The following is a 23,974-nucleotide window of genomic DNA, read 5'->3' as shown; positions in this document are numbered from 1 at the left end:
GCGCGAGCGGGGTGGGGTGACAGTCTCTCCATTGAGGCGGTGCCCGTGTTGAGAGATCACCCCACCCCGCTTCGCATTTCGCTTCGCTACATGCGAACCGACCCTCCCCCTCCAGGGACCCTCCAGGGGAGCGTAAGAAAGAACGAGAGAGAGCAGCCATGTGGCCTGACCGTCGACTGATCGACCTGTTCAAGACCGAATTCCCGATCGTGCTGGCGCCGATGGCGGGTGTGATGGATGCGGAGCTGGTGATCGCGGCCGCGCAGGCCGGGGCGCTGGGGTCGCTGCCCTGCGCGATGATCTCGCCGGAGAAGGCGCGCGAGCAGGTCGGCCTGATCCGCCAACGCGTGAAGGCGCCGGTCAACATAAACTTCTTCTGCCATACCCCGGTTGAGCTCACGAGCGAGGCCGATGCGCGCTGGAAGCAGCGGCTGACGGGCTATTACACCGAGCATGGTCTCGATCCGGCCGCGCCGATCGCGGCTGCGAACCGCGCGCCGTTCGATGCGGCGTTCTGCGAGGTGGTCGAGGAGCTGAAGCCGGAGGTCGTCAGCTTCCATTTCGGCCTGCCGGAGCAAGCGCTGCTGAAGCGCGTCAAGGCGGCGGGCTGCCTCGTCATCTCGTCCGCGACGACGGTGAAGGAGGCGGTCTGGCTGGAAGAACGCGGCGTCGATGCCGTGATCGCGCAAGGTGCCGAGGCGGGCGGCCATCGCGGCATGTTCCTGACCGACAAGGTCGCCGAGCAGCCCGGGACCTTCGCGCTGGTGCCGCAGGTCGTCGACGCCGTGAAGGTGCCGGTGATCGCGGCGGGCGGCATCGCGGACGGACGCGGCATTGCCGCAGCCTTCGCGCTCGGCGCCTCGGGCGTGCAGATCGGCAGCGCCTATCTGCGCTGCCCGGAATCCAAGCTCAGCGCGGGCGGCCGCAAGGCGCTTTCCGAGGCGCGGGACGAGTCCACCGTCATCACCAACGTCATGACCGGCCGGCCGGCGCGCGGGGTGCAGAACCGGCTGATGCGCGAGGCCGGCCCGATCTCGCCGGATGCGCCGCCGTTTCCCCACGCCGCGACCGCGCTGGGGCCGCTGAAGGCGGCTGCCGAAAAGCAGGGCAGGGTCGATTTCACCAATCTCTGGGCGGGGCAGGCCGTTGCGCTGGGCCGCGAGGTCCCCGCCGCCGAATTGACCCGGGATCTCGCCAAATCGGCGCTCGGGCGCATGAAGGCCCTCGCCGGATAGAGGGAAGCGCCGGTTGCGGCGCAAAAGCGGCCTCTGCTATACGGCACATAGGTTTTGCCGTGAGAGGCCTTATATAATGTCCGTCGACGCTGCTACCGTCCGCCGCATCGCGCATCTGGCGCGCATTGCGGTTTCCGAGGACGAGGTTCCGCATCTGCAGGGCGAGCTCAACGCCATGCTCGCCTTCGTCGAGCAGCTCTCGGAGGTCAATGTCGAGGGCGTGGAGCCGATGACCTCGGTCACCCCGATGCAGATGAAGAAGCGGCAGGACGTGGTCGATGACGGCGAGATCGCCGACGATATCGTTGCCAACGCGCCCGCGACTGAAGGTCACTTCTTCCTGGTGCCGAAGGTCGTTGAATAAACAGGTTAGGTCCGATGTGCCTGCTTTGCGACGATGAGAAGGCCTATCAGGCCTACATGAATTACCTCGACAAGATGGAGCGGCAGGGCAAGGCTGCCGATCCCAACGTCGCCGTCAACGCCGTGCTCGACGAGATCGAGGCGGCCGCGAAAGCCGCGGCCAGAAAAGACGACCCGGCCAACGACAAGACCCTGTCTCCGTTCTTCTGCAGCCCGATCAATAAATGACCGATTTGACATCGCTGACGCTCGCCGAGGCCCGGAAGGGTCTCGCCGACAAGACTTTCACGTCGCTCGAGCTGACCGACGCACATCTGAATGCGATCGAAGCCGCGCGCGTGCTCAACGCCTTCGTGATGGAGACGCCCGATCGCGCGCGCGACATGGCGAAGGCCGTGGACGCGAAGATCGCCAAGGGTGAAGGCGGCCCGCTCGCGGGCATCCCGCTCGGCATCAAGGACCTGTTCGCGACCAAGGGCGTGCGCACCACGGCGTGCTCGAAGATCCTCGGCAATTTCGTGCCGACGTACGAGTCCACCGTGACCTCGCAGCTCTGGCGCGACGGCGCGGTGATGCTCGGCAAGCTCAACAATGACGAGTTCGCGATGGGCTCGGCCAACGAGACCTCGTGCTTTGGCCCCGTCGGCAATCCCTGGCGGCGCGAGGGCAGCAACACGACGCTGGTGCCGGGCGGCTCGTCCGGCGGCTCGGCCTCGGCGGTGGCGGCGCTGCTCTGCATGGGCGCGACCGCGACCGACACCGGCGGCTCGATCCGCCAGCCGGCCGCGTTCACCGCGACCGTCGGCATCAAGCCGACCTATGGCCGCTGCTCGCGCTGGGGCATCGTCGCCTTTGCCTCCTCGCTCGACCAGGCAGGTCCGATCGCGCGCAGCGTACGCGACGCCGCGATGCTGCTGCGCTCGATGGCCGGACACGATCCCAAGGACACGACGTCGGTCGATCTTCCTGTGCCGGATTACGAGGCGGCGATCGGCAAGTCCGTGAAGGGCATGAAGATCGGCGTCCCCAAGGAGTATCGTCTCGACGGCATGCCGGCCGAGATCGAGAAGCTCTGGAGCGAGGGCGCGGCGTGGCTCAGGAGCGCCGGCGCCGAGCTCGTCGAGGTGTCGCTGCCGCACACCAAATACGCGCTACCGGCCTATTACATCGTGGCGCCAGCGGAGGCCTCGTCCAACCTCGCGCGCTATGACGGCGTGCGCTACGGCCTGCGCGAGCAGGGCAAGAACATCATCGAGCTCTACGAGAACACCCGCGCGGCAGGATTTGGCGCGGAGGTGCGCCGCCGCGTCATGATCGGCACCTACGTGCTCTCGGCCGGCTATTACGACGCTTATTATTTGCGCGCGCAGAAGGTGCGCACGCTGATCAAGAAGGACTTCGAGGATTGCTTCGCGAGGGGCGTCGACGCGATCCTGACGCCTGCGACGCCGTCGGCGGCCTTCGGCATCGGCGAGAAGGGCGGCGCCGACCCGGTCGAGATGTATCTCAACGACATCTTCACGGTGACCGTGAACATGGCGGGCCTGCCCGGAATCGCGGTGCCAGCCGGCAAGGATGCGCAGGGGCTGCCGCTCGGCCTGCAACTGATCGGCCGTCCGTTCGATGAGGAGACGCTGTTCTCGCTCGGCGAGGTGATCGAGCAGACCGCCGGCCGCTTCACGCCCGCGAGGTGGTGGTGAATGTCGCCGATTTCATCGCGAGCCTCGGCGGCGCGGCGCCCGCGCCGGACTTGAACGCGCCGCTCGCCGGCCTCTGGTGGGCGGCGAAGGGCGACTGGGACCGCGCGCACACGATCGTTCAGGACGAGAGCAGCCGTGAAGCGGCCTGGGTGCATGCCTATTTGCACCGCGTTGAGGGCGATCTCGGCAATGCCGGCTATTGGTATCGCCAGGCCGGCCAGCCGGCGGCAAAGGATTCATTGGAAGCGGAGTGGGAGCGGATCGCTGCCACGCTGCTCGGGGCTTGACGGGGCCGGCCCGCTCACACGCGCGTGTTGGGAACTGCGCCGGCACGCCAAATCGCGTCATTAACGTGGTCGGGTGCCGTCACGCGCAGGCGCGGTGGGACCTCGACCCGTTGGCCCGCGCGCGCCCGCTGAAGAATGCGCCGGCGTTCGATCTCGGCGCCAACCAGCGGCTGGCCGGCAAGCCAGTCGAGATCGACGAGGGAGGGAGCAAAGCAGGAGGAGAACGATGCCATCTGCTCTAGCCGCTCGAGTGCTGCGACCACGAACCAGCCGACGGGATTGGCCCCGGGCTCGAGATGGTCGAATCTCGGGCTTGCGGGCCAGAATGGCTCCAGGATTCGGCCTTTGCCGCCCTTGAGTACATCCGCCACGTACCGCAATGCGTTGACGGCGATGGCGCGGCTGCCGATATCCGCGGCGATGCGGGCGAGCGTTGAAAGGCGCGACAGCGAGGCCTGGTTCTGACACAGCGAGCCGAGTGTATCGCAGGCGAATTTCAGCGCCGCATAACGCCTCGGCAAGGCGAATTCCTCGGAGCGCCAGGTCGCATAGGCGGCGAGGGCGTCGCGGTAAACCGGGTCCTGCGCCGCGGCGCCGCCCGACATGGCCGCAAAAATGTGCGCGAAGGGTTGGGCTTCGAACTGGGTGAGTGCCCAGTCCCGCACCGTGTCGTCAGGCTCCCATGACGGGATGGTCTCGATCAAGAAGCCCTCTTGGGCGAGCGCTCTGGCGCGATCGCGCTTGGCTGCGAACAGGTTCAGCTCGTAGGGATCGAGCGGCTCGCCGAGCTTCACCGGCACCAGAACCGGCGCTCCGCCGATCAGCCGATAGATGTCGAAGCCCATGCTGGCGAAAGCGGCCGGCAGACGATCGTTCTGTTTGTCACCGGCTTTTATCTCGAACATGACCAGTGGGGAGCGTTCGGAGAGAAAGCCCTTCGCACCGGCCAGGATTCGCTCCTCCTCGCCTTCCGCGTCCATCTTGACGAAGTCGATCGGCCCCCAATGCCTGGATCTCTGTTCGGCATCGAGCGAGGTGATCTGAATGCTTTCGGTGGGACCGCTGCCTTGCAGCGAGTTGAGCTCGCTCGAGGCGCCCAGCACCAGACGGCCCTCGCGCTCGCCATCCGACAGCGCCGCGGCGATGATGTGCAGGTTGGCGGCCTCGTTCTTCGCCTTGCCGAGCGCGAGCAGCCGTCGTGGCTCGCTGGCCGGTTCATAGGCGAACACCTGCCCATGAGGGGCGAGCCGCCGCGCCATTGGCAGGCTGTAGACGCCGAGATTGGCCCCGATGTCGAGCGCGGACATGCCCGGCTTCAGCCAGCTTGCGAGGAACGCCGTCTCCTTCTCGAACCACGTCTCCTGCTCGAGGATGACGTAGGTGGTGATGGCCCCGAGGGAGGCCGTCACGACGATCTGCGTCCCATCGACCATCCGAAGCGTGAGCTCGCCCATCTTCCCTCTGGCATTTGATCCCTTGCGCCTTGTCATGACACGGTTCGGGTGCGATTTCACGCCCAATTCCGCCGGAGCAAGAGAGGGTGGCGAGGTTGCATCGCCTCCTGCATCGGCTTAATTAGTCGATCGCAGTAGCTCCCTCGCACGATCGCAGCCTGATCGGAGCTTGTCCTCCAACGCAGAACGACATCTTCTCCATGAACGCTGACGCGACACCTCACAAGCTTCTCAAGGGTTCAACCGGCGACTGGGAGATGGTCATCGGCATGGAGATCCATGCCCAGGTGACCTCAAACGCGAAATTATTCTCGGGCGCGTCCACCGCGTTCGGTGGCGAGCCGAACAGCCACGTCTCGCTGGTCGATGTCGCCATGCCGGGCATGCTGCCCGTGATCAACGAGGAATGCGTCAGGCAGGCTGTCCGGACCGGGCTCGGCCTCAATGCGCAGATCAACCTGCGCTCGGTGTTCGACCGCAAGAACTATTTCTATCCGGACCTGGCGCAGGGCTACCAGATCAGCCAGTACAAATCGCCCGTCGTCGGCGAGGGCGAGGTGATCATCGATCTCGACGGCGGCCAGACGGCCACCATCGGTATCGAGCGGCTGCATCTGGAGCAGGATCCCGGCAAGATGCTGCACGACCGGTCGCCGTCGCTCTCCTACATCGATTTCAATCGTTCTGGCGTGGCGCTGATGGAGATCGTCTCGAAGCCGGATATCCGCGACGCCGAGCAGGCCAAGGCCTATGTGACCAAGCTGCGCTCGATCATGCGCTATCTCGGCACCTGTGACGGCGACATGGAGAAGGGATCCTTGCGCGCCGACGTCAACGTCTCCGTGCGCAGGCCCGGCGCGCCGCTCGGCACCCGCTGCGAGATCAAGAACATGAACTCCATCGCCTTCATCGGCCAGGCGATCGAGTATGAAGCGCGGCGCCAGATCGAGATCCTCGAGGACGGGGGCGAGATCGAGCAGGAGACGCGCCGGTTCGACCCCAACAGGGGCGAGACGCGCTCGATGCGGTCGAAGGAAGAGGCGCACGACTATCGCTACTTCCCCGACCCCGACCTGTTGCCTCTGGAGTTCAGCCAGGAATTCGTCGATGAGCTGAAGGCGAAGCTGCCGGAGCTGCCGGACCAGAAGAAGGCGCGCTTCGTCGCCGATTTCGGCCTGTCGGCCTATGATGCGAGCGTGCTGGTCGCCGAGCGCGAGAGCGCGGTGTTCTACGAGACGGTGCTCGACAAGCTCGCCAGCCGTGCCCGCGACGGCAAGATGGCGGCGAACTGGGTGATCAACGAGCTGTTCGGCCGTCTCAACAAGGAAGGCCGGGATATTACGGCCTCGCCCGTCAATGCCGCGCAGCTGGCTGCGATCATCGACCTGATCGGCGACGGCACGATCTCGGGCAAGATCGCCAAGGATCTGTTCGAGATCGTCTGGCAGGAGGGCGGCGATCCCCGCGCGCTGGTCGAAAGCCGCGGCATGAAGCAGGTCACGGATCTTTCCGCGATCGAAAAGGTGGTCGACGACATCATCGCGGCCAATCCCGACAAGGCGGCGCAGGTGAAGGACAAGCCGCAATCGCTCGGCTGGTTCGTCGGCCAAGTGATGAAGGCGTCCGGCGGCAAGGCCAACCCGCAGAGCGTCAACGACCTGCTCAAGTCCAAGCTCGGCGTCTGAGCCTCACGTTCGAACGAGGTGACGGAGACGCGTCGTCACCTCGCTTTCGGTTCTCGCTGCGACGCTCGCGCGCATCCGCGAACGGCAAACTCCATCCCGATCGACGGCGATGCGGCGGCCGAATCGCCGCCGCGCGATTCGCCCGAAACGGCGGCTTGAACGCGCTCCGGCGAGCGCCCGCGCCGTTAAGCATGAAAATATTTTCGTTGCCAAAAATCGCGACTCAGAGTCCGCGAAACGCCTTCGCGAGGCGATCGCGCGATTGCCGATGCGCATCGTGGCGTTGATCGCGCGCGATGCACGCGTGCGAAAAAATACTTGCTGCATAGTGTTTTCGTGCAATCGCATCGTTCGCGAACGTCGATGATGCGAGCGCTCTGCATGATCGCAAGTGCACGTCGAACGAAGCGCCTGCGTCGCGCCCGCCAAGCGCACGCGCCTTGCTGCGTCAACACTTCTTTAAGCGAGAAGCTGTTTTTTTCTTCGTGTTGGTGTATTCGGGGTGAGTGCATTCGATCCCCGAGTGCACGCAGCGATTAAAGCCATCTCACACATCGGAGGGCAACATGGCCAAGAAAGCGAAGAAGGCGAAGAAGGCGAAGAGCGCAGTGAAGAAGACTGCGAAGAAGACCCGCAAGGTCGCGAAGAAGAAGAAGTAACTTCGCTTCTGAAGTTGCCGGCTCCAGATAGCCGGCACGTCATCAGCGCCTCCTAGAGGTTCTGGTCGACGATAGAGGGTGTCGGCGAGACATCAGGTCAACGGTCGGACCGTTCTCTTTCGCGGTCCGGCAGAAGAAACGAGTTTTCTTCGTTCGGTGCGGTTCTCCTCAAACGGGCTCCGCAATTTCACGACAGGCCTTCGGGCCAAAGTGGAATCTGGTCCTGACGTGTTCGCCGACGCCCTCGTTCCCTTGAAGCCGGGGCATTGCCGGCATCCTTTCCCCCGACATTGCTGATCTGAAACGCGCGACGTCATCGCGCCCTTGCTCGAACTGCCTTGGGGCACGCCCGGGCTCCGGCCTGATGCACGCTGTTCGCACGCCGCTTCTCCGTTCGCGGTGTCATCGCCCGGCTTGCCGCCTTCGCTGAAGCTTCGGCGCGCCGAGCACCCGTGTAAGCCTCGGCGTAGCCTTGGCGGAGCCGGGACCGGGCGATCCAGTACTCCGAGACGGCAGCGATTGAATCGATAAGCCGCGGCGTATTGGATTCCCCGCCTGCGCGGGGAATGACGGCACGGTGTGCGGCCACGACAGTGATCCGCCCTTCACATTCCAACCACACGACCCGCGCCACCGCGCGCGATGGTTATCGATGTCCTGAAATCCCAGGGTAAACCAAATCTGACGATTGGCAGAAGTGCCTGCAAATCAGGGACTTCTTGAATCCTCCGCGCACGCGCCGCGCGCGCCCGTTTACGTCTGCTTCATCGCGATACTTAAACTGCCATTCAAATTTGCCCGCCATCATCGCCTCCAACAAGCCGGCAAACGGCAATGGGGAAGAGTTGAACAGTGCACGATCCCGGGAAGGGTCATGCGCAAAGTTGGACGGGAGCCGCGCTCGGGGGACGAGGCGGCATAAGAACAAAGGGGATGCGTGATGTTTCAGGGTACATTCGATCTGGAGACGGCAACGCCGGTCGACGCGAGCGCGCTGTCGGACGTGCTGTTCGAGCGCGGGATCTATTGGGCGAGCGGCCGCTCCGGGATCGTCGATCTCGTCGCCGCGCACAAATGGTTCAATCTCGCCGCACTGAAGGGCCGCAAGGACGCCGTGGCGCTGCGCCAGGAAGTCGCCGGGCAGATGTCGGACGCCGAGATCTCCGTCGCGCAGCGCGAGGCGAGGGCCTGGGTCTGTGCGCACTGAGCGGTTCACTTCGCTTGGGAACCGACCTCGACCGGCCGGCATCATCGCGCCGAGGCGGGCCTCATGGTAAGGTTTGCACGGCAAACGAGGCCGGCGCTTCGCCGGCGCAATGCCTGCGCCAGATTTCGCTCAACGCCTCTTCGATATGTCGCGTCATGCGGACGGTATCGAAAAGCGGCCAAGTGGTCCGGCGCGTCGCCAGCTTGCTCCTGAGCGCGACCCGAAGCTCGGGATCGTGGGCGATCCGCAGTGCCAAGGCCTCGTATTCGTCCAGCGATCGCGTCACCAGCTCGGGAAGGCCGACGGCATTCAGGAGACTGGCTGCAACGCGTCCGGCAAAGGTGGTCCCAAGGCACGTCAGGACCGGCAAGCCAGCCCAGAGGGCGTCGCTGGCCCCGGTGTGGGCGTTGTAAGGCAATGTGTCCAGGAACAGATCGGCGACCTGGTGGCGCGCCAGATGCTCGTCAGCAGGGACGCGCGGAGCGAACACGATTCTCTCGGCGGCAATCCCCCGCGCAACGGCTTCGCGCTTCAGATTCTCCGTGGCGACCGGGTCTCCATCCAGCAGCCAAAGGACGCTTCCGGGGGTCCTGTCGAGCAGCCGCATCCAGACGCCGAACAGCGGCGGCGTGATCTTGGGGTTTCTGTTGAACGCGCAGTAGACCAACGCATCGTCCGCCAATCCGAGCTCGGTGCGGCTTGGTGGATTTGACGGGAGCGCTCGCTTCGCGTCGGTCGCCTGGTAGCTATTCGGAAGATAGATCACCTTCTCGGCGTAATAAAGCTGCTCTGTTTCGGGGATGACGATCCGGTCGGCCATGAGGTAGTCGACATAGGGGGCACCCATCGTGCCGGGAAAGCCGAGATAGCTGACCTGGATAGGAGCCGGCCGGCGCGCAATGATGTTCGGACGCGCACCGGCGGTGAAGCCGCCGAGATCGACGAGAACCTCGATCTCGAGCTGGCGGATCAGCTTGACGACGTCCTCGTCGGCGAGATGGCTGACATCTTCAAAGCGTTCGAATGCGGCCCTCAGGCGGTTGCGCATCTGGCTATCGTCGTCGGGCCCGTAGGAGATGGCGGTGATGTCGAAGCGCTCGCGGTCGTGCGCCTCGAAGACTCCGGCCATCAAATACGCGGTGGCATGATTGCGAAAATCGGCCGACATGTATGCGACCCGGAGCCGGGACGCCGGGCTCGGCGTTCCGGGCCTGGCGGCACCTCCGTCGGGGGCCACCTTGGCGACATAGGTCTTCGCGCAGGTCAATTGGCGTGCAGGCGATGAGGAGACATGAAAGAAGGTGAAGGGGTCGATCGGCACGCCCGCCTCGACAGCCTCGTCCATGGCGGCCTGTTCACGTCCGGAACTGCTCCAATCAGCGCGCTTGCGCCTGCAAGCAACGAGGTTGCTCAGCGCAAACGGGAACGTCTTATCAAGTGCGACCGTTCGTTCCAGCGCCGCGATCGCTTCGTCGTCTTGCCCCAGCTGGCCAAGAACCTCGGACAACGCGAAATGGTTCTGTGGGTCGGCCGGTGCAAGCTCGACGGCGCGGCCGTAGCTGTCACGCGCTTCCTCGAGTCGACCAAGCTGCTGCAACGCGCTGCCTCGGTTGGCGAACGCGGCGCTCGACGGTGCGATCACAATGGCGCGATCAAACTCGGCTATGGCGTCGCGAAGCTGCTGCCGTGCAATGAGAATCGCTCCGCGATTGAGATGCGCCTCCGCGAAGTTAGGGGACAGGGCGATCACTTTCGCAAACCAGGCGAGCGCATCATCCGGCTTGTTCAGCGCACGCAGCACGTTGGCATAGTTGAAAAGAACGTCGGGATTGCCGGGGTCGACGCGTGCAGCCTTCTTCAGCAAAGGCTCGGCGTCCGCAAAATGGCCGCGCTGGGCGTGCAACAGCCCCAGCATGTGGAGCGCGACGACATGCGTTCTGCTCGCCTTCAGGATAGTCGTGTAGGCCCGTTCTGCATCCGCCAGATTGCCGGAGCGGTGCGCTGCAATTGCCTGGTCCAGAATAGTGGACGGATGGAGCGAGGAGGGGGCCGAAGCTCCCTTGTTGCGGCCTTGTTGTGACATGTGATTGGGTATCTCGACCCCGATGTCGGGTCCGTGCTCTGGCGAAGAGGTGCAAAAAACACTAATCGCCTTTGTCGGAGAGAACAACGGCTCGCTGTTTCAGGGCAGGTGACGATCAGCTTGTTGCCAGATTGGCGTGCGACGATGCAGGCCAGCTGGTGGAAATACAGCGCAGGCGGGACGATGGCGTGACGCGCCTCGGACGTCGCATTCCCGATCCGTCCCTTACATCTGTCGCTCACAAAGCGTTTCATGTGCAAAGAAACCCGCTCGCCCCAATTCTGCCGCTTGCGGCCCGCCTCCGTGTCGGGCATACCCGGCGTATTGGAGACGTGGCCGAGTGGCTGAAGGCGGCGGTTTGCTAAACCGTTATAGGCTTGTAAAGGCCTATCGAGGGTTCGAATCCCTCCGTCTCCGCCAGGTATATCCCATTGAAATAGCAGGTATTTTCCAGTGTGAGGCGCTCGCTTCGGGGTCGGAGGGTCGCCGAAAGCAGGCCGATCATCGCGCCGCTACACAATGGCCCATGGCAACCGGTCCGCAGCCTGGCGAATCGACACAAGGAAGCCTCCTCAGACGCTCGAATCCGCTGTTCTCGATTGTGGCAAACCCCGGAAGAGGGGCCTATCCGAGTCCTCCCGCTGAAATCATGCTGCCGAGCATATGTTCAACCCGGCCGGCGTGGAGTACGTCACACCGTCCTTCCGCAGGATTGGCAATGTGCACGGTTCGATGCTGAACGCGGCGCCGGTCCATCGATGTGAGGGGCGTCGCGAAAGGGTCTATTCCGTCGATGAGGAACATCGCAGCAATCTTCAATGAGGCTCTCGCGGCCCTGAATGGGCGCGATCTCAGGAAGGCCGAAGAGGGCTTCAGACGCGTCATCAAGTTTGAGCCGTCGCATGTTCCGGCGCTCAACTTGCTGACCATCGTTCTCATGAACACAAACCGGTTTGCCGAGGCCGAGCCGTTCATCGCGCGCGCCGTCAAGCTCAATCAAGGATCAGATGTCTCCTTCTATAATTACGGGCTGATCGCCAAGCAGCTCGGCAAGCCAGCGCTGGCGCACGAGCAATTCACCAGAGCCCTGCGCCTCAATCCCAATGTGAGAGAGAGCTGGAACAACCGCGGCGCGGTTTGCAACGTGCTCGAGCAATACGAGGCGGCGATATCCGACTTCGACAGAGCGATTGCCCTGGACCCGAACTACGCCGACGCCCATGCGAACAAGGGCAAGTCGCTGCTCGAGATCGGACGGCACGCCGAGGCGTTGACCTCCTACGACCGGGCACTGTCGGTCAGGCCCGACCTGGCGGAAGCCTGGCTCGGCCGCGGCACGGCACTGGCTCGATCCAGCCGCCGCGTTGAGGCTCTTGATGCCTATGACAAGGCGCTCTCCATCAGGGCAGATCAGGCGGAGGCCTGGATAGGCCGGGGCAATGTCCTGTACGGACTGAGGCGTCACGCGGATGCCTTCGCATCCTACGACCGCGCGCTCGATATCGCGCCGCAAGCCGCGGCCGCCTGGCTTGGCAGGGGCAATGCGTACGCTGATCTCGAGCGCTATGACGAAGCGCTTGCAGCCTATGACAAGGCACTCACGATCAAGCCGGATTCGATTGAAGCCATGATTGGTCGCGGCAACGTCTTCGCCGGCCTCAAGCGCCGCGATGATGCGCTGGCGCTTTATGACGCGGCGCTTTCGATCAAGCCCAATTCGGCCGAAGCCTGGCTCGGCCGCGGCAGTGTCTTTCTGGATCTGCGGCGTCGCGACGAGGCGCTCGCCGCCTTCGACAAGGCGCTCTCCATCGCGCCGGACCTCGCCGAAGCTTGGCTCGGTCGGGGGAATGTGTTCGGAGACGTCAAGCGCCACGCGGAAGCGCTCGAGGCCTACGACACGGCGCTATCCATCAGGTCCGACCTGGCGGAGGCCTGGTTCGGGCGAGGGAATATCTTCGCCGACCTTCGGCGCCATGACGAGGCGTTCGCGGCGTTCGACAGAGCGCTCACGCTCGATCGCGACCTGCCCGGAGTAGAGGGCGCGAGGCTCTATTCCAAGCTGAATTGCTGCGACTGGACAGAAATAGGGGCTGAGACAAGGCGCCTTATCGAATCCATTCGTGCGGGAAAGGGGGGCTGCCAGCCGTTCGCGCTGCTGTCGATTGCGGCATTGGCCGAGGACCAGCGACGAAGCGCCGATTTCTGGGTCGAAAGGCTGCTTAACCTTGCCGGGCGCAAGGCCATCGACAGCGTCCCGGCGCAGGCTGACAAGATCCGCGTCGGTTACTTGTCAGCGGATTTTCGGACCCACCCGGTGAGCTATCTGGCCGCAGGTCTTTTCGAGGCCCACGATCGCACCAGGTTTGAAACGCACGCTTTCTCGATCGGCCCGGCCGAGGACAGCGATCTGCGCGCAAGATTGGAGCGAAGTTTCGATCAATTCGTCGATCTCCACGGGCGGAACGATGATGACATTGTCGGCTGCATCAAGGCGGCCAACATCGACATCCTCGTGGATCTGATGGGGCATACGCTCGGAGCGCGGCTCGGTGTTCTCGCGCAGCGGCCCGCCCCCGTTCTTGCGGGCTATCTCGGCTTCGCCGGCACCGTCGGCGGGGCGTTACTGGACTATGTGATCGCCGACGAGAGCAGCATCCCTGCCGAGCATCGCAAGCACTTTTCGGAGAAGGTCGTCTGGCTGCCGCATTGCTTCATGCCCCACGATGCCAAGGGGCGTGAAATCTCGCGCGTCGGGCTCGACAGGCGAGAGCAGGGATTGCCGGCCGAGGGCTTCGTCTTCTGCGGCTTCAACAACGCCTACAAATTGAATCCGCCGACGTTTCAGAGCTGGATGCGAATCCTGAAGGAGGTGGATGGCTCTGTGGTCTGGCTTTCCGATCTCCAGGATGTCGCAAAATCCAATTTGCGAAGAGAGGCCGAGGCGAGCGGTGTCGATCCCCAGCGCCTGGTCTTTGCAACGCGCGTCGCCTCCACGGCGGACCATCTGGCGAGACACCGCCTGGCGGATCTGTTTTTGGACACGCTGCCCTATAACGCCCATACCACCGCAAGCGACGCGCTCTGGGCCGGACTGCCGCTGCTGACGCTGGCCGGAGACGCCTTCGCGGGACGGGTCGCGGCCAGCTTGCTGCATGCCCTCGACCTTCCCGAGCTGATCACGCATTCTCCTGATGAATATGAGGAGCGCGCGATCGAACTGGCTCGCGATCATGAGCGGCTCCGCGGCATTCGAGAAACTCTGGAAGAGCGTCGTCTCACGTCGCCGCTCTTCAATACGCCTTTGCTTGCCCGAAGCCTCGAAGAAGCTTTCGAAGCCATGGTCCGGCGGTACCGCGCCGGTTTGGCGCCGGGTCACATAGAAGTTCCCGCGGCAGGTTCCGCGCTCTTTATCAGCGAATAAGTCAGCGGCCGGACTGACCAGCCGATTGCCCCATTCCCCTGAGGGCGCACCAGATTCGAAAGATTCGCGCGCCCGGTTCGGAGCGAGTCGAGGCTTTCCGGGACGCCGAGGGACTTCGTTGTTCGAACCGGGGATTTTTCAAGGCAAACGGAACCCCAAAAAATTCTCCTGAGTTTTCAATTGTTTACTCGGTCGCTTTGATCACAACTGCGTGTTATTTGTGCAACACCCATCGGAAAACACGCGTTTGAGGCCCGGTCCGAAGCGTTCTTTTGTTGTGTGTGCAAGGACCTTCAGTAATTGTGACTGAGCGACGGAGGGGGGCATCCCGAGGTCGTCCCGTTCTAGGTGGTTCGCTTAAGTCCCTCGCGTTTAAGCGGGTGTGTCCGAAAACGCGAAGCGGCTAAGCGGTGGTTACAAGGGACAAGGGAACCAACCTTAGGGTGTCGTCACCCAGCGGATCCGGAACCTTCCCTATAGAGCAAACTTGGAGGTTTAACATGAAGTTTAAGAGCCTTTTGCTCGGTTCGGCGGCGGGTCTGCTCGCCGTTGGCGGAGCTCAGGCAGCCGATCTTCCCGTGAAGGCCAAAGCGGTCGAATACGTGAAGATCTGCTCCCTGTATGGTGCCGGATTCTACTATATTCCGGGTACCGACACCTGCATCAAGCTCGGCGGCTATGTGCGCGCCGACGTGCTGGCCAACACGAACAGCGACTACGGCATCGGTCAGGGTGCTCCCGGCGGCGCTAACAACCGTCTGGACAACTACTATCAGACCCGCGCTCGTTTCGACTTCAACGTCGATACCCGCACGGCGACCGAGTATGGCGTGGTCCGCACCTACGCCGATACGATTTTCTCCTGGGATTCGACCGCGGTCACCGGCAGCAACCCGTCGGCGTTCTCGACCGGTTCGGCTTCGCTCGGCCTCTACCATGCGTTCATTCAGTTCGCTGGTTTCACCTTCGGCCGCACGGTCTCGATCTTCGACACGCCGTGGCAGAGCTATCCGGCTGGCGGTCCCGACTTCCTTCCCGGCGGCTCCAACAACGTCACGGGTGTGAACCAGATCGCTTACACGGCTGATTTCGGCCAGGGCATCACCGCTTCGGTGGCGTTGCAGGACCTGACGACCGCCGCGGGTGGCCAGACCAACCTCTATAACGCCAGCATCACTGCTGGTGGTCTCAGTGGCTTCACCTCGGCTTCGGCCGCCGGCGCTGCCTTCATCCAGGGCATCTACGGCACCAACGATTGGGGTGGCACGCGTATGCCCGACATCGTCGGTGCGGTTCGTGTCGACCAGGCTTGGGGTCTCGCCCAGTTCTCGGTAGCGGCGCACGAACTCCACACGGCCTACTACGGCACGACGGAGCCCACTGGCCATCCCGACGACAAGTGGGGCTGGGCCGTGCAGGGCGCCTTGTCGATCAAGAACATCCCGACCGGTGCGGGTGACTCGATCAACTTGCAGGCGGTCTACACCGATGGTGCATCGCGCTACAACTTCCAGAGCCTGTTCCCGCAGAACATCTACATCTACGGCGGCAGTGGCATCGGTGCCTACCAGAGCCTCGGCTTCGCTGGTATTGCTGATGGCGTGTTCGGCACCGGTACCGGGATCGACACGGTCAAGACCTGGGGCTTCCGCGGTGGTTACACCCACAACTGGTCGCCGAACTGGGTGTCGGCCATCTACGGTGCCTATGCGTCGCTTCGCTACGGCAACACGGGCAAGGCTCTGATCTGCGCGAACTTCGTCGCAGCCTACGGCGCCGCCACTGCCACGTGTAACCCCGACTTCAACCTCGCGGTTATCGGCGGCAACGTGGTCTGGACCCCGGTCAAGAACCTCGCCTTCACGGCGGACCTGAGCTATGTCTGGCTCGACCAGAAGTACTCGGGCACGATCGCGGGCGCTGCCACGGCGAACGCCGCGGTTGCGAAGCCGGCAGCCACCTACGAGCTGAAGGATCAGGGCAACCTGCAGCTTCTGCTTCGCGCTCAGCGCACCTTCTAAGATCGATCTTCGAATTGATCAGCGAACCCCGGCAGGAAACTGCCGGGGTTTTTCTTTGCGTGGGTTCTAGACTAGCGTGATCTAGAAGGTGCGGGTGGGGTGCATCGTATTGGAGCTTCAGCGGTGAAGGTTTTGACCGGACGCGTGTTGGCCATGACAGCGCCATCGATGATTGCGACGGTCATCGCACTTGTTGCGCCTGCAGCTGCCGAACCCCTCGATCCCCGTTACCCGGTCTGCCTCCAGAAATGGGAGTGGGGTGGCAGCAGCAGGACTTACTGTAGCTTCCTGTCTTGGGAGGACTGCAGGGCCGCGGCTATGGGACTATCTGCGATGTGCCTGGCTAATCCATATTGGTCGCAGCCGGGCCAATCCGGTCCCTCCGGCGCCCCGCACGGCCGCTCCGCCCCGATGACCAGGACGTGGTGAAAAGCGTTGCCAGCGTGTGCCCGGGGCCGGCTTCGGATCTTCCGGCAGCAGAGATAACCGCACGAGAACGGGCGAGACTACCATCTCGGACCCTTCCACTCCTGGAAGGTGTAGGTTGGGTTCAAGCCGCAGGAAGCGCGGCTATTCCACGCTTCCGGCGCCGCGGCGCAGATCGGCTTCGATCTGCAGGCGGGTGCCGCCGCCGAAGCGGGCGCGGTAGACCTGAAGGTTCTCCATGATTCGCTGCACGTAGTTGCGCGTCTCGGAGAACGGAATCAGCTCGACCCAGTCGACGGCGTCGACCTTGGGGTCGCGCGGATCGCCGTAACGTTCGACCCATTTCTTCACGCTGCCGCGGCCGGCATTGTAGGCGGCGAAGGTCATGATGTAGGAGCCGCGATAATCCTCGAGCAGGCCGCCGAGCTCGGCCGAGCCGAGTGTGGCGTTGTAGACCGAATCGTTCTTCAGCCGCCCGAGGTCGTAGGTTGCGCCATGGCGCTTGCAGACGTAGCGGGCAGCATCCGGCGTCACCTGCATCAGTCCGTAGGCCTGCGCCGGCGACACCACCGACGGGTTGAATGCGCTTTCCTGCCGCGCGATCGCATAGACGATGCTGCGCTCGACCTCGGGGCCGATCGGCGTGAACTGCGGAATGCCGTTGACGGGGTAGGCGTAGAAATCGAACGGCAGGCCGCGGTTGAGCGCGGCCTTGCCGAGCAGCAGCATGCCGCGCGCATCGCTATAGCGCTGCGTCAGCTCGCCGAGGCCGGCAAGCGCCTCGGGATCGCCGTTCTCGCCCATGTCGGCGAGCAGCGGAATCGCCATCTCGCGTTCGTCGAGCTCGTAGAGCAGTTGCGCAGCGCGCACGATCTCGAGCCGCTCGGCGCCGCGCCCGCGCGGCTGGTTGTTGAGCTCGATCTGCGGCAGGCCGAGCTTTGCGCGCGCGAGCTGGCCGTAATAGCTGGTCGATTGCTCGGCCGCCCGCGCATAGGCGTTGCGCGCCTCCTGCTGGCGGCCCATCGCCTCGGCAGCGCGGCCCTGCCAATAGCCGGCACGCGCCAGCGTGGTCGGATTGACGCTGCCGACGCCGATGCGGGCGAAGTGCTGGGCGGCGGTCGTGGGGTCGTTGAGGAAGCGCAGCGCGATCCACCCCGCGGTGAACTCCTGCTCGGTCTTGTAGATGTCGCGCGAGGGCAGGGCGGCGTCGCGCGCGATCAGATAGGCGCTGCGGAATTCCTCGGTGTCGATCATCTTGCGCGCCAAGAGGCGCCGCTCGATCCACCATTCGTCGAGATTGTGGAGGCGACCCGGATCCTTCGGCGCGGACAGCATCAGCTGGGCGGCTTCAGTGAACTTCTCCTCGCGACGCAGGAGCTGGATCTTGCTGAAGACGAAGCCGGGATCGCTGTGCAGCTCGCGCGGCACCGCATCGAGCAGTGCCCGCGCGTTCGGCGCCTTCTTGACCGCGGCGATGCGGGCCTTGGCGAGCGCGACATAGCCGGCGCCGAGGCGCTTGGCGGCGCGCAGCGCCGCCTCGTTCTCGCTGCCGTAGAGCAGGTTGTCCATCCGCGCCTTCTGGTCGCCCGGCGTGAGCAGGGCGCCGAACTGGTCCAGCGCGTTGTTCTCGGTATCCTCCGACATCGGATCGCCGCGCCAGGCCTCGCGCACCAGCCGCTCGGCATTGGCGCGGTCGCCGCGGGCGAGCATCGCTTTGGCGAGCGTGAAGCGGCCCTTGGCGGAAATCGGCGATTCGTTCTCGAACCACGACCACGCGACCGTCTCGTCGCGCCTGTCGTCCCACATCGCGGCCTCGAGGCGCCGGCGCAGGAAGGTCTGCGACGGCCAGCTCGGATTGGCGGAGAGGAAGGCGCGATAGCGTTCCACCGTCGCGCCATTGTCGTCGCTGCGCAGGATGATCCATTCGGCGAGCTTTCGCGCGACCGGATCGGAGATGCCGGCCGCGGCATTGGTGGCGTCGCCGGCCTTGCGCTTGCGCACGAGCTCGATGACGCTCTCCAGCGTGTCCTTGTCGGCCTGCGACGTCGACGATGTTGCCGCGACGGCAGCCGGGATGACCGGCTTGCGCGGCGTTGCATGCTGGCGGGTTGCAGGCGCCAGCATGGGAGCTGCGGCCGGTCTGGCGGGGGCTGGCGCAGTCGGTTTGATCGTGGCCGTCACGGCCGGGGCGGGGGCTGCCTTGGGCGGCGCGCCACTCACAGTCGGCGCTGCTTTTGGCGCGGCTGCAGGGGCTGCGGCCGCAGGCTTGGGTTTGTCGTTGGGCTTGTCCTTCGCCGGTTCCTTGCTGGCGTTCTTGCCAGCGTCGGGCTTCTTCGCGGCGTCCTTGGCGGGGGTGCCAGGCGCACCCTTGCTCGCGGCTTTCGCGGCGTCCTTGCCGGTTCCCTTGGCTGTGTCCTTCGCTGTTTCCTTGGTCGATCCCTTGGTCGCGCCCTTCGCCGCGTCCTTGGCGGCCGGCTTGGCGGGATCCTTGGTCTCCGCGGCCGTCTCGTTGGACTTGGCGAGGGCGGCGCAGCCCATCGATAGCCCTGCCATCAGGCACACGGCCATACCCAGGGATCGCCATGCGGCAGGAGCAAAGGAGGTCACGGCGTTTCGTCGCCCCGAATCAGTGAAGTGGCTCAAGACCTAGCTGAATTTGCTTGAATATGCGGAGAAAATACCAACAGCCGCTTACCTCGGGCCGATTTGCACCAGCACCGCGGCAAAATCGCGGCCTAAACCCAGCCTCGCACAGACCGCGGGCCTTTTACCGGCCGGATAGACCCGATATGAAGGGGGCTTGCTCAAGAAAGCCGCGTACGGAGGAAGTCCATGGCAGCCAAGACGAAATTCCGAGGGTCGTTCACCGCCTTGGTCACCCCGTTCAAGAACGGCTCGCTGGACGAGGCGGCTTTTCGGTCGCTGGTCAACTGGCAGATCTCCGAGGGCACCAATGGCCTCGTTCCGGTCGGGACCACCGGCGAGAGCCCGACGCTCAGCCACGACGAGCACAAGAAGGTTGTGGAATGGTGCATCGCTGAAGCCAAGGGCCGCGTGCCCGTCATCGCGGGGGCCGGCTCCAACTCGACTAAGGAGGCGATCGAGCTCTCGCAGCACGCCGAAAAGGCGGGCGCGGACGCCGTGCTGATCGTCACGCCCTATTACAACAAGCCGACCCAGGAAGGGATGTACCAGCACTTCAAGGCGATCAACGATGCGATCGGGATTCCGATCATCATCTACAACATCCCGCCGCGCTCGGTGATCGACATGTCGGTCGACACCATGAAGCGGCTGTGGGAGCTGAAGAACATCGCCGGCGTCAAGGATGCCACCGCCAGCATGGTCCGTGTGTCGCAGCAGCGCGCCGCGATGGGCGAGGATTTCAACCAGCTCTCGGGCGAGGACGCCACCATCCTCGGCTACATGGCCCATGGCGGCCATGGCTGCATCTCGGTGACCTCGAACGTCGCGCCGCGCCTGTGCTCGGAGTTCCACGCCGCCTGGCAGAAGGGCGACACCAAGGCGGCGCTGGCGATCCACGACAAGCTGATGCCGCTGCACAACAACCTCTTCATCGAGAGCAACCCGGCGCCGATCAAGTACGCGATGTCGCTGCTCGGCAAGCTGGACGAGACGTTGCGGCTGCCGATGGTTCCGGTGTCCGAGCCGACCCGCGTTGCCGTGCGCAGCGCAATGGTTCACGCCGGCCTGATCAACTGAGGCGCTAACCGAACCCGGGGAGCTTTTCATGGGGGTCGATGAAAAGGGCATGCGGATGCTCAAGGAGTTCCGTGAGTTCGCCATGAAGGGCAACGTCGTCGACCTCGCGGTCGGCGTCATCATCGGCGCGGCCTTCGGCGCCATCGTCACGTCGCTGGTCGGTGACGTCATCATGCCGATCGTCGGCGCTGCGACAGGCGGCCTCGACTTCTCGAACTACTTCATCCCCTTGTCGAAGGCGGTCACCGCCACCAACTTAGCGGATGCGAAAAAGCAAGGCGCCGTCCTTGCTTACGGCAGCTTCCTGACGCTGACGATCAACTTCATCATCGTCGCCTTCGTGCTGTTCCTGGTGATCCGCGCCATGAACACCTTGAAGCGCAAGGAGGAGGCGGCGCCCACCGCTCCGCCGAAGCCGACGGCCGAGGTCGAACTGCTGACCGAGATCCGCGATCTCCTCAAGAAGTGACGCGCCCACTTCATCCGAACTGTTAGAATCCGAGCGCATCTCGATCAGGTTTGCCCGTCATGGCCGATAAGAACGAACGTCCGATCAAGGTGATGGCGGAAAATCGCAAGGCGCGTTTCAACTACGCCATCGAGGACACGATCGAGGCAGGCATTGCGCTGACCGGCACGGAGGTGAAGTCGATCCGCAACGGCAAGAGCACGATCGCGGAATCCTATGCCGATTCCAAGAACGGCGAGATCTGGCTGATCAACGCCACCATTCCCGAATATCTGCAAGGCAACCGTTTCAACCACGAGCCGAAGCGGCCGCGAAAGCTGCTGCTCCACCGCCGCCAGATCAACAAGCTGATCGGGGCGGTCGACCGCGAGGGCATGACGCTGATCCCGCTCAAGCTTTACTTCAACGAGCGCGGCCGGGCCAAGCTGCAGCTGGCGGTTGCGAAGGGCAAGAAGCTGCACGACAAGCGCGAATCCGAGAAGAAGCGCGACTGGAGCCGGGAGAAGGGCCGGCTGCTGCGCGCGAGGGGATGACGAGATGAATCAACGGAACCTGCTCGAGGTCGACTGGAGCCAGATTCCCGCGCCTTCCGACGACGGCGCCGCTGCGCATCTCGAAGGCATGACGTTGCCGCCGATCGGCCTGCTCGCGACCGACGATACATCGGTCACGCTGAGGGCGCTACGCGGCCGCACCGTGGTGTTCGCCTATCCCCGAACCGGAGAGCCCGGCAAGATCGCGCTGGTCGACGATTGGGACATGATCCCGGGAGCGCGCGGCTGCACGCCCCAGACTTGCGCATTCCGCGATCTCTACGCCGAGCTGAAAGCCGCCGGCGCCTCGCACGTGTTCGGCCTCTCGACCCAGAGCAACGACTATCAGATCGAGATGGCTTCGCGCCTGCATCTGCCGTTCCCGGTGCTCTCGGACGAGAAGCTGGCGCTGACGCGCGCCTTGAACTTGCCGACCATGGAGGTCGCGGGCCTGACGCTGATCAAGCGCCTCGCGCTTGTTATCGACGACGCCAGGATCACACACGTGTTCTATCCCGTGTTTCCGCCCGATCGGAACGCCGGCGACGTGCTGGCCTGGCTCAAGGCGAATCCCGTCAATAGCTAGTCGAGATCCGCCTTCACCTTCGCGAACACCGATCTGAACATGTCCGGGGTCAGCACGCCGGTGTTCGTGTTGTAGCGGGAGCAGTGATAGCTGTCGTAGAGCCTGAACGCACCGGCCTGATGCACCGCGCCGTGGCCGAAGGGGGCTTGTGAGGCCTTCAGGTTCAGCGGCTTGAGCACGCTGTCGTGCGCAATCCGCCCGAGCGCGACGATCGCGCGCAGGTTCGGCATCGTCGCCAGATTGGCCACGAGGAACTGGCGGCAGGTGTTGATCTCGACCGGCAGCGGCTTGTTCTGCGGCGGCACGCAATGCACGGCATTGGCGATCCGGCAATCGATGAGTTTCAGGCCGTCGTCCGGGCGCGCCTGATAGGTGCCCCTGGCAAAGCCGTATTCGATCAGCGTGGCGTAGAGCAGGTCGCCGGCATAGTCGCCGGTGAACGGCCGCCCCGTGCGGTTGGCGCCCTGCATTCCCGGCGCGAGGCCCACGATCAGGAGGCGGGCCTTGATGTCGCCGAAGGGCGCAACGGGCGCATTGTGCCACGATGGCTCGCGTGCGCGGTTCGCCTCGCGAAAGGCGACCAGGCGCGGACAGAGCGGGCAGTCACGGTCGGGAACGACGGTGAGAGGCTGGCGGCTGGACCGTGCCGCCTCACTCCTCGAAGTCGTCATCGCCCCTCGGCGCCATCGTGGTCGCGCGCTGGAGGAATTGCGGGGCGTGATGACGTTCGCCACGCTCGCCGCGGTCACGCGGGGCGGGGCGCTCGGACGGATCGCGGCCGAGCTTGGATTGCAGCTCGACGAGATCGGTGAAGACGTCGGCTTGGCGGCGCAGCTCGTCGGCGATCATCGGCGGCTGGCTGGCAATGGTGGAAACCACCGTGACCCGCACGCCGCGGCGCTGGACGGCCTCGACCAGCGAGCGGAAGTCGCCGTCACCCGAGAACAGCACCATCTGGTCGATGTGCTCGGCGAGCTCCATGGCGTCCACGGCGAGCTCGATGTCCATGTTGCCCTTCACCTTGCGGCGGCCAGAGGCGTCGATGAATTCCTTGGTCGCCTTGGTGACGACGGTGTAGCCGTTATAGTCCAGCCAGTCGATCAGCGGGCGGATCGAGGAGTATTCCTGGTCTTCGATGATGGCGGTGTAATAGAACGCCCGCAACAACGTACCGCGGCTCTGAAACTCCTTCAGCAGGCGCTTGTAGTCGATGTCGAAGCCGAGGGTTTTCGCCGTCGCGTAGAGATTGGCCCCGTCGATGAAGAGCGCGATCTTGTTGGTAGGAGAAGGTGACATTCAGTTTGCTCGCGTAGTGTTCGTGATTGATCGTTTTTTGTTGGCGCGGCGACAGTGGGCCGCGCAGTTCTAGAGTGCCGCAGAAATCCGTCGAAACCGCAAATCCGGAGAAGTCGGGGCAATCAAGGTATAGTTATGGCGGACTTGCATACACCCGGCGCCGCCCCCAACGGCAGCCCGGAAAACCACCCATCCCAGCCCCAATGTGGGGGTAGCAGAGCCGTTTGGCGAGGCCAAATCACAAATTGGCCTTGCGAAACCGTCCCGGCCCCTATAACTAGCCCCAATCATCCACATATTTCGTCCCACCCACAACGGAGCGACAGTCCATGGCTCGCGTCACCGTAGAAGATTGTATCGACAAGGTCGACAACCGGTTTGACTTGGTCCTGCTGGCTGCCCACCGTGCCCGCATGATCTCGTCCGGTTCACAACTAACGGTTGACCGCGATAACGACAAGAACCCTGTTGTGTCTTTACGTGAAATTGCCGAGACGACGATCTCGCCGGAGGACCTCCGCGAGGAGCTGGTCCACTCGCTCCAGAAGTTCGTCGAGGTGGATGAGCCCGAGCCGGATACGGTGCCGCTGATCGGTTCCGCGGGCGCAAGCGTCGATGCCGACGACACCGAGGTCGCGGTGGAGCGCATGACCGAAGAGGAGCTGCTGAAGGGCCTGGAAGGCCTCGCGCCCCCCGAGGAGCAGCCCGAGGAAGACGAGTAATTCCTCCATCGCGATCATCTTCTTCTTGTGATCATATCAAAGGCCCGAACCGCTGTTCGGGCCTTTGCTTTTGTTGACCTTTTCGTGGTTACCATAGCGCTGCG

General features: G+C 63.9%; 20 protein-coding genes and 1 tRNA gene. 16 read left to right on the top strand and 5 right to left on the bottom strand.

The genetic code is table 11. The features are described 5' to 3' along the window. The first annotated feature begins 158 nt into the window (after positions 1–158). The 5 genes from XI05_RS04325 to XI05_RS04305 all read left to right on the top strand — a co-directional run bounded on the left by XI05_RS04325 (position 159) and on the right by XI05_RS04305 (position 3,585). Complete coding sequence (locus XI05_RS04325; protein WP_271498932.1) at positions 159–1,235, top strand: NAD(P)H-dependent flavin oxidoreductase; 1,077 nt, start codon at positions 159–161, stop codon at positions 1,233–1,235. A 76-nt stretch (positions 1,236–1,311) separates the two neighbouring features. Next, positions 1,312–1,599, top strand: coding sequence for an Asp-tRNA(Asn)/Glu-tRNA(Gln) amidotransferase subunit GatC (gene gatC, locus XI05_RS04320; RefSeq protein ID WP_128265297.1), 288 nt, complete (start codon positions 1,312–1,314; stop codon positions 1,597–1,599). Between the two features lie 14 nt (positions 1,600–1,613). Then, positions 1,614–1,826, top strand: coding sequence for a hypothetical protein (locus XI05_RS04315; RefSeq protein ID WP_074119612.1), 213 nt, complete (start codon positions 1,614–1,616; stop codon positions 1,824–1,826). Further along, complete coding sequence (gene gatA / locus XI05_RS04310; RefSeq protein ID WP_271498929.1) at positions 1,823–3,298, top strand: Asp-tRNA(Asn)/Glu-tRNA(Gln) amidotransferase subunit GatA; 1,476 nt, start codon at positions 1,823–1,825, stop codon at positions 3,296–3,298. The genes XI05_RS04315 and gatA overlap by 4 nt, the downstream gene beginning before the upstream one ends. Then, positions 3,289–3,585, top strand: coding sequence for a hypothetical protein (locus XI05_RS04305; RefSeq protein ID WP_271498926.1), 297 nt, complete (start codon positions 3,289–3,291; stop codon positions 3,583–3,585). The genes gatA and XI05_RS04305 overlap by 10 nt, the downstream gene beginning before the upstream one ends. Positions 3,586–3,599: 14 nt before the next feature. Here the strand turns inward: XI05_RS04305 and XI05_RS04300 are convergent, their stop codons facing one another. Further along, positions 3,600–5,039, bottom strand: coding sequence for an FkbM family methyltransferase (locus XI05_RS04300; RefSeq protein ID WP_271498923.1), 1,440 nt, complete (start codon positions 5,037–5,039; stop codon positions 3,600–3,602). Positions 5,040–5,239: 200 nt separating this feature from the next. Between XI05_RS04300 and gatB the strand changes: the two genes are divergently transcribed. Continuing rightward, the gene (gene gatB / locus XI05_RS04295) at positions 5,240–6,724 is read left to right on the top strand and encodes an Asp-tRNA(Asn)/Glu-tRNA(Gln) amidotransferase subunit GatB (protein ID WP_271498920.1); all 1,485 of its coding nucleotides are present in this window, start codon (positions 5,240–5,242) and stop codon (positions 6,722–6,724) included. A gap of 1,599 nt (positions 6,725–8,323) precedes the next feature. Further along, positions 8,324–8,590 carry a hypothetical protein gene (locus XI05_RS04290; RefSeq protein WP_122402900.1) on the top strand — a complete coding sequence of 89 codons (267 nt, stop codon included), beginning with the start codon at positions 8,324–8,326 and terminating at the stop codon, positions 8,588–8,590. Positions 8,591–8,651: 61 nt separating this feature from the next. On the opposite strand, the gene XI05_RS04285 is transcribed toward XI05_RS04290, so the two are convergent. Next, on the bottom strand, positions 8,652–10,673 hold the full coding sequence (locus XI05_RS04285; RefSeq protein ID WP_271498917.1) for an O-linked N-acetylglucosamine transferase, SPINDLY family protein: 2,022 nt from the start codon (positions 10,671–10,673) through the stop codon (positions 8,652–8,654). 326 nt (positions 10,674–10,999) lie between these two features. Here XI05_RS04285 and XI05_RS04280 point away from each other — a divergent pair. The 4 genes from XI05_RS04280 to XI05_RS04265 all read left to right on the top strand — a co-directional run bounded on the left by XI05_RS04280 (position 11,000) and on the right by XI05_RS04265 (position 16,544). Then, positions 11,000–11,093 (top strand) — tRNA-Ser (locus XI05_RS04280). Positions 11,094–11,466: 373 nt separating this feature from the next. Next, entirely contained in the window at positions 11,467–14,094 is a 2,628-nt protein-coding gene (locus XI05_RS04275; protein WP_271498915.1) for an O-linked N-acetylglucosamine transferase family protein, read from the top strand. A 500-nt stretch (positions 14,095–14,594) separates the two neighbouring features. Beyond that, a complete protein-coding gene (locus tag XI05_RS04270; protein WP_271498914.1) occupies positions 14,595–16,115 on the top strand; it encodes a porin in 1,521 nt (506 codons plus the stop codon). A gap of 153 nt (positions 16,116–16,268) precedes the next feature. Further along, entirely contained in the window at positions 16,269–16,544 is a 276-nt protein-coding gene (locus XI05_RS04265; RefSeq protein WP_271498912.1) for a DUF3551 domain-containing protein, read from the top strand. A 141-nt stretch (positions 16,545–16,685) separates the two neighbouring features. Here the strand turns inward: XI05_RS04265 and XI05_RS04260 are convergent, their stop codons facing one another. Then, positions 16,686–19,094, bottom strand: a complete 2,409-nt coding sequence (locus tag XI05_RS04260) for a lytic transglycosylase domain-containing protein (protein WP_271498910.1) — start codon at positions 19,092–19,094, stop codon at positions 16,686–16,688. A 279-nt stretch (positions 19,095–19,373) separates the two neighbouring features. On the opposite strand from XI05_RS04260, the gene dapA reads away from it, so the two are divergent. From dapA to XI05_RS04240, 4 genes are read left to right on the top strand one after another with little or no spacing between them, the layout of a single operon-like run. Further along, positions 19,374–20,264: a 4-hydroxy-tetrahydrodipicolinate synthase gene (gene dapA, locus XI05_RS04255; protein WP_271498908.1), complete on the top strand. Its 891-nt coding sequence runs from the start codon at positions 19,374–19,376 to the stop codon at positions 20,262–20,264. 55 nt (positions 20,265–20,319) lie between these two features. After that, positions 20,320–20,733, top strand: coding sequence for a large conductance mechanosensitive channel protein MscL (gene mscL, locus XI05_RS04250; RefSeq protein ID WP_271499222.1), 414 nt, complete (start codon positions 20,320–20,322; stop codon positions 20,731–20,733). A gap of 59 nt (positions 20,734–20,792) precedes the next feature. Next, entirely contained in the window at positions 20,793–21,266 is a 474-nt protein-coding gene (gene smpB, locus XI05_RS04245; RefSeq protein WP_025036727.1) for an SsrA-binding protein SmpB, read from the top strand. Positions 21,267–21,270: 4 nt separating this feature from the next. Next, on the top strand, positions 21,271–21,852 hold the full coding sequence (locus tag XI05_RS04240; RefSeq protein ID WP_271498906.1) for a peroxiredoxin: 582 nt from the start codon (positions 21,271–21,273) through the stop codon (positions 21,850–21,852). On the opposite strand, the gene XI05_RS04235 is transcribed toward XI05_RS04240, so the two are convergent. Beyond that, positions 21,849–22,523, bottom strand: a complete 675-nt coding sequence (locus XI05_RS04235) for a uracil-DNA glycosylase (RefSeq protein WP_271498904.1) — start codon at positions 22,521–22,523, stop codon at positions 21,849–21,851. The genes XI05_RS04240 and XI05_RS04235 overlap by 4 nt on opposite strands. Next, a complete protein-coding gene (locus tag XI05_RS04230; protein ID WP_025036724.1) occupies positions 22,504–23,148 on the bottom strand; it encodes a LabA-like NYN domain-containing protein in 645 nt (214 codons plus the stop codon). The genes XI05_RS04235 and XI05_RS04230 overlap by 20 nt, the downstream gene beginning before the upstream one ends. A 329-nt stretch (positions 23,149–23,477) precedes the next feature. Between XI05_RS04230 and rpoZ the strand changes: the two genes are divergently transcribed. Next, positions 23,478–23,870, top strand: a complete 393-nt coding sequence (gene rpoZ, locus XI05_RS04225; RefSeq protein WP_007603391.1) for a DNA-directed RNA polymerase subunit omega — start codon at positions 23,478–23,480, stop codon at positions 23,868–23,870. The last annotated feature ends 104 nt before the right edge of the window (positions 23,871–23,974 follow it).

It is taken from the genome of Bradyrhizobium sp. CCBAU 11357 (assembly GCF_028128865.1).
Lineage (GTDB): Bacteria > Pseudomonadota > Alphaproteobacteria > Rhizobiales > Xanthobacteraceae > Bradyrhizobium.
This window is presented reverse-complemented; position numbering and strand designations above follow the sequence as displayed.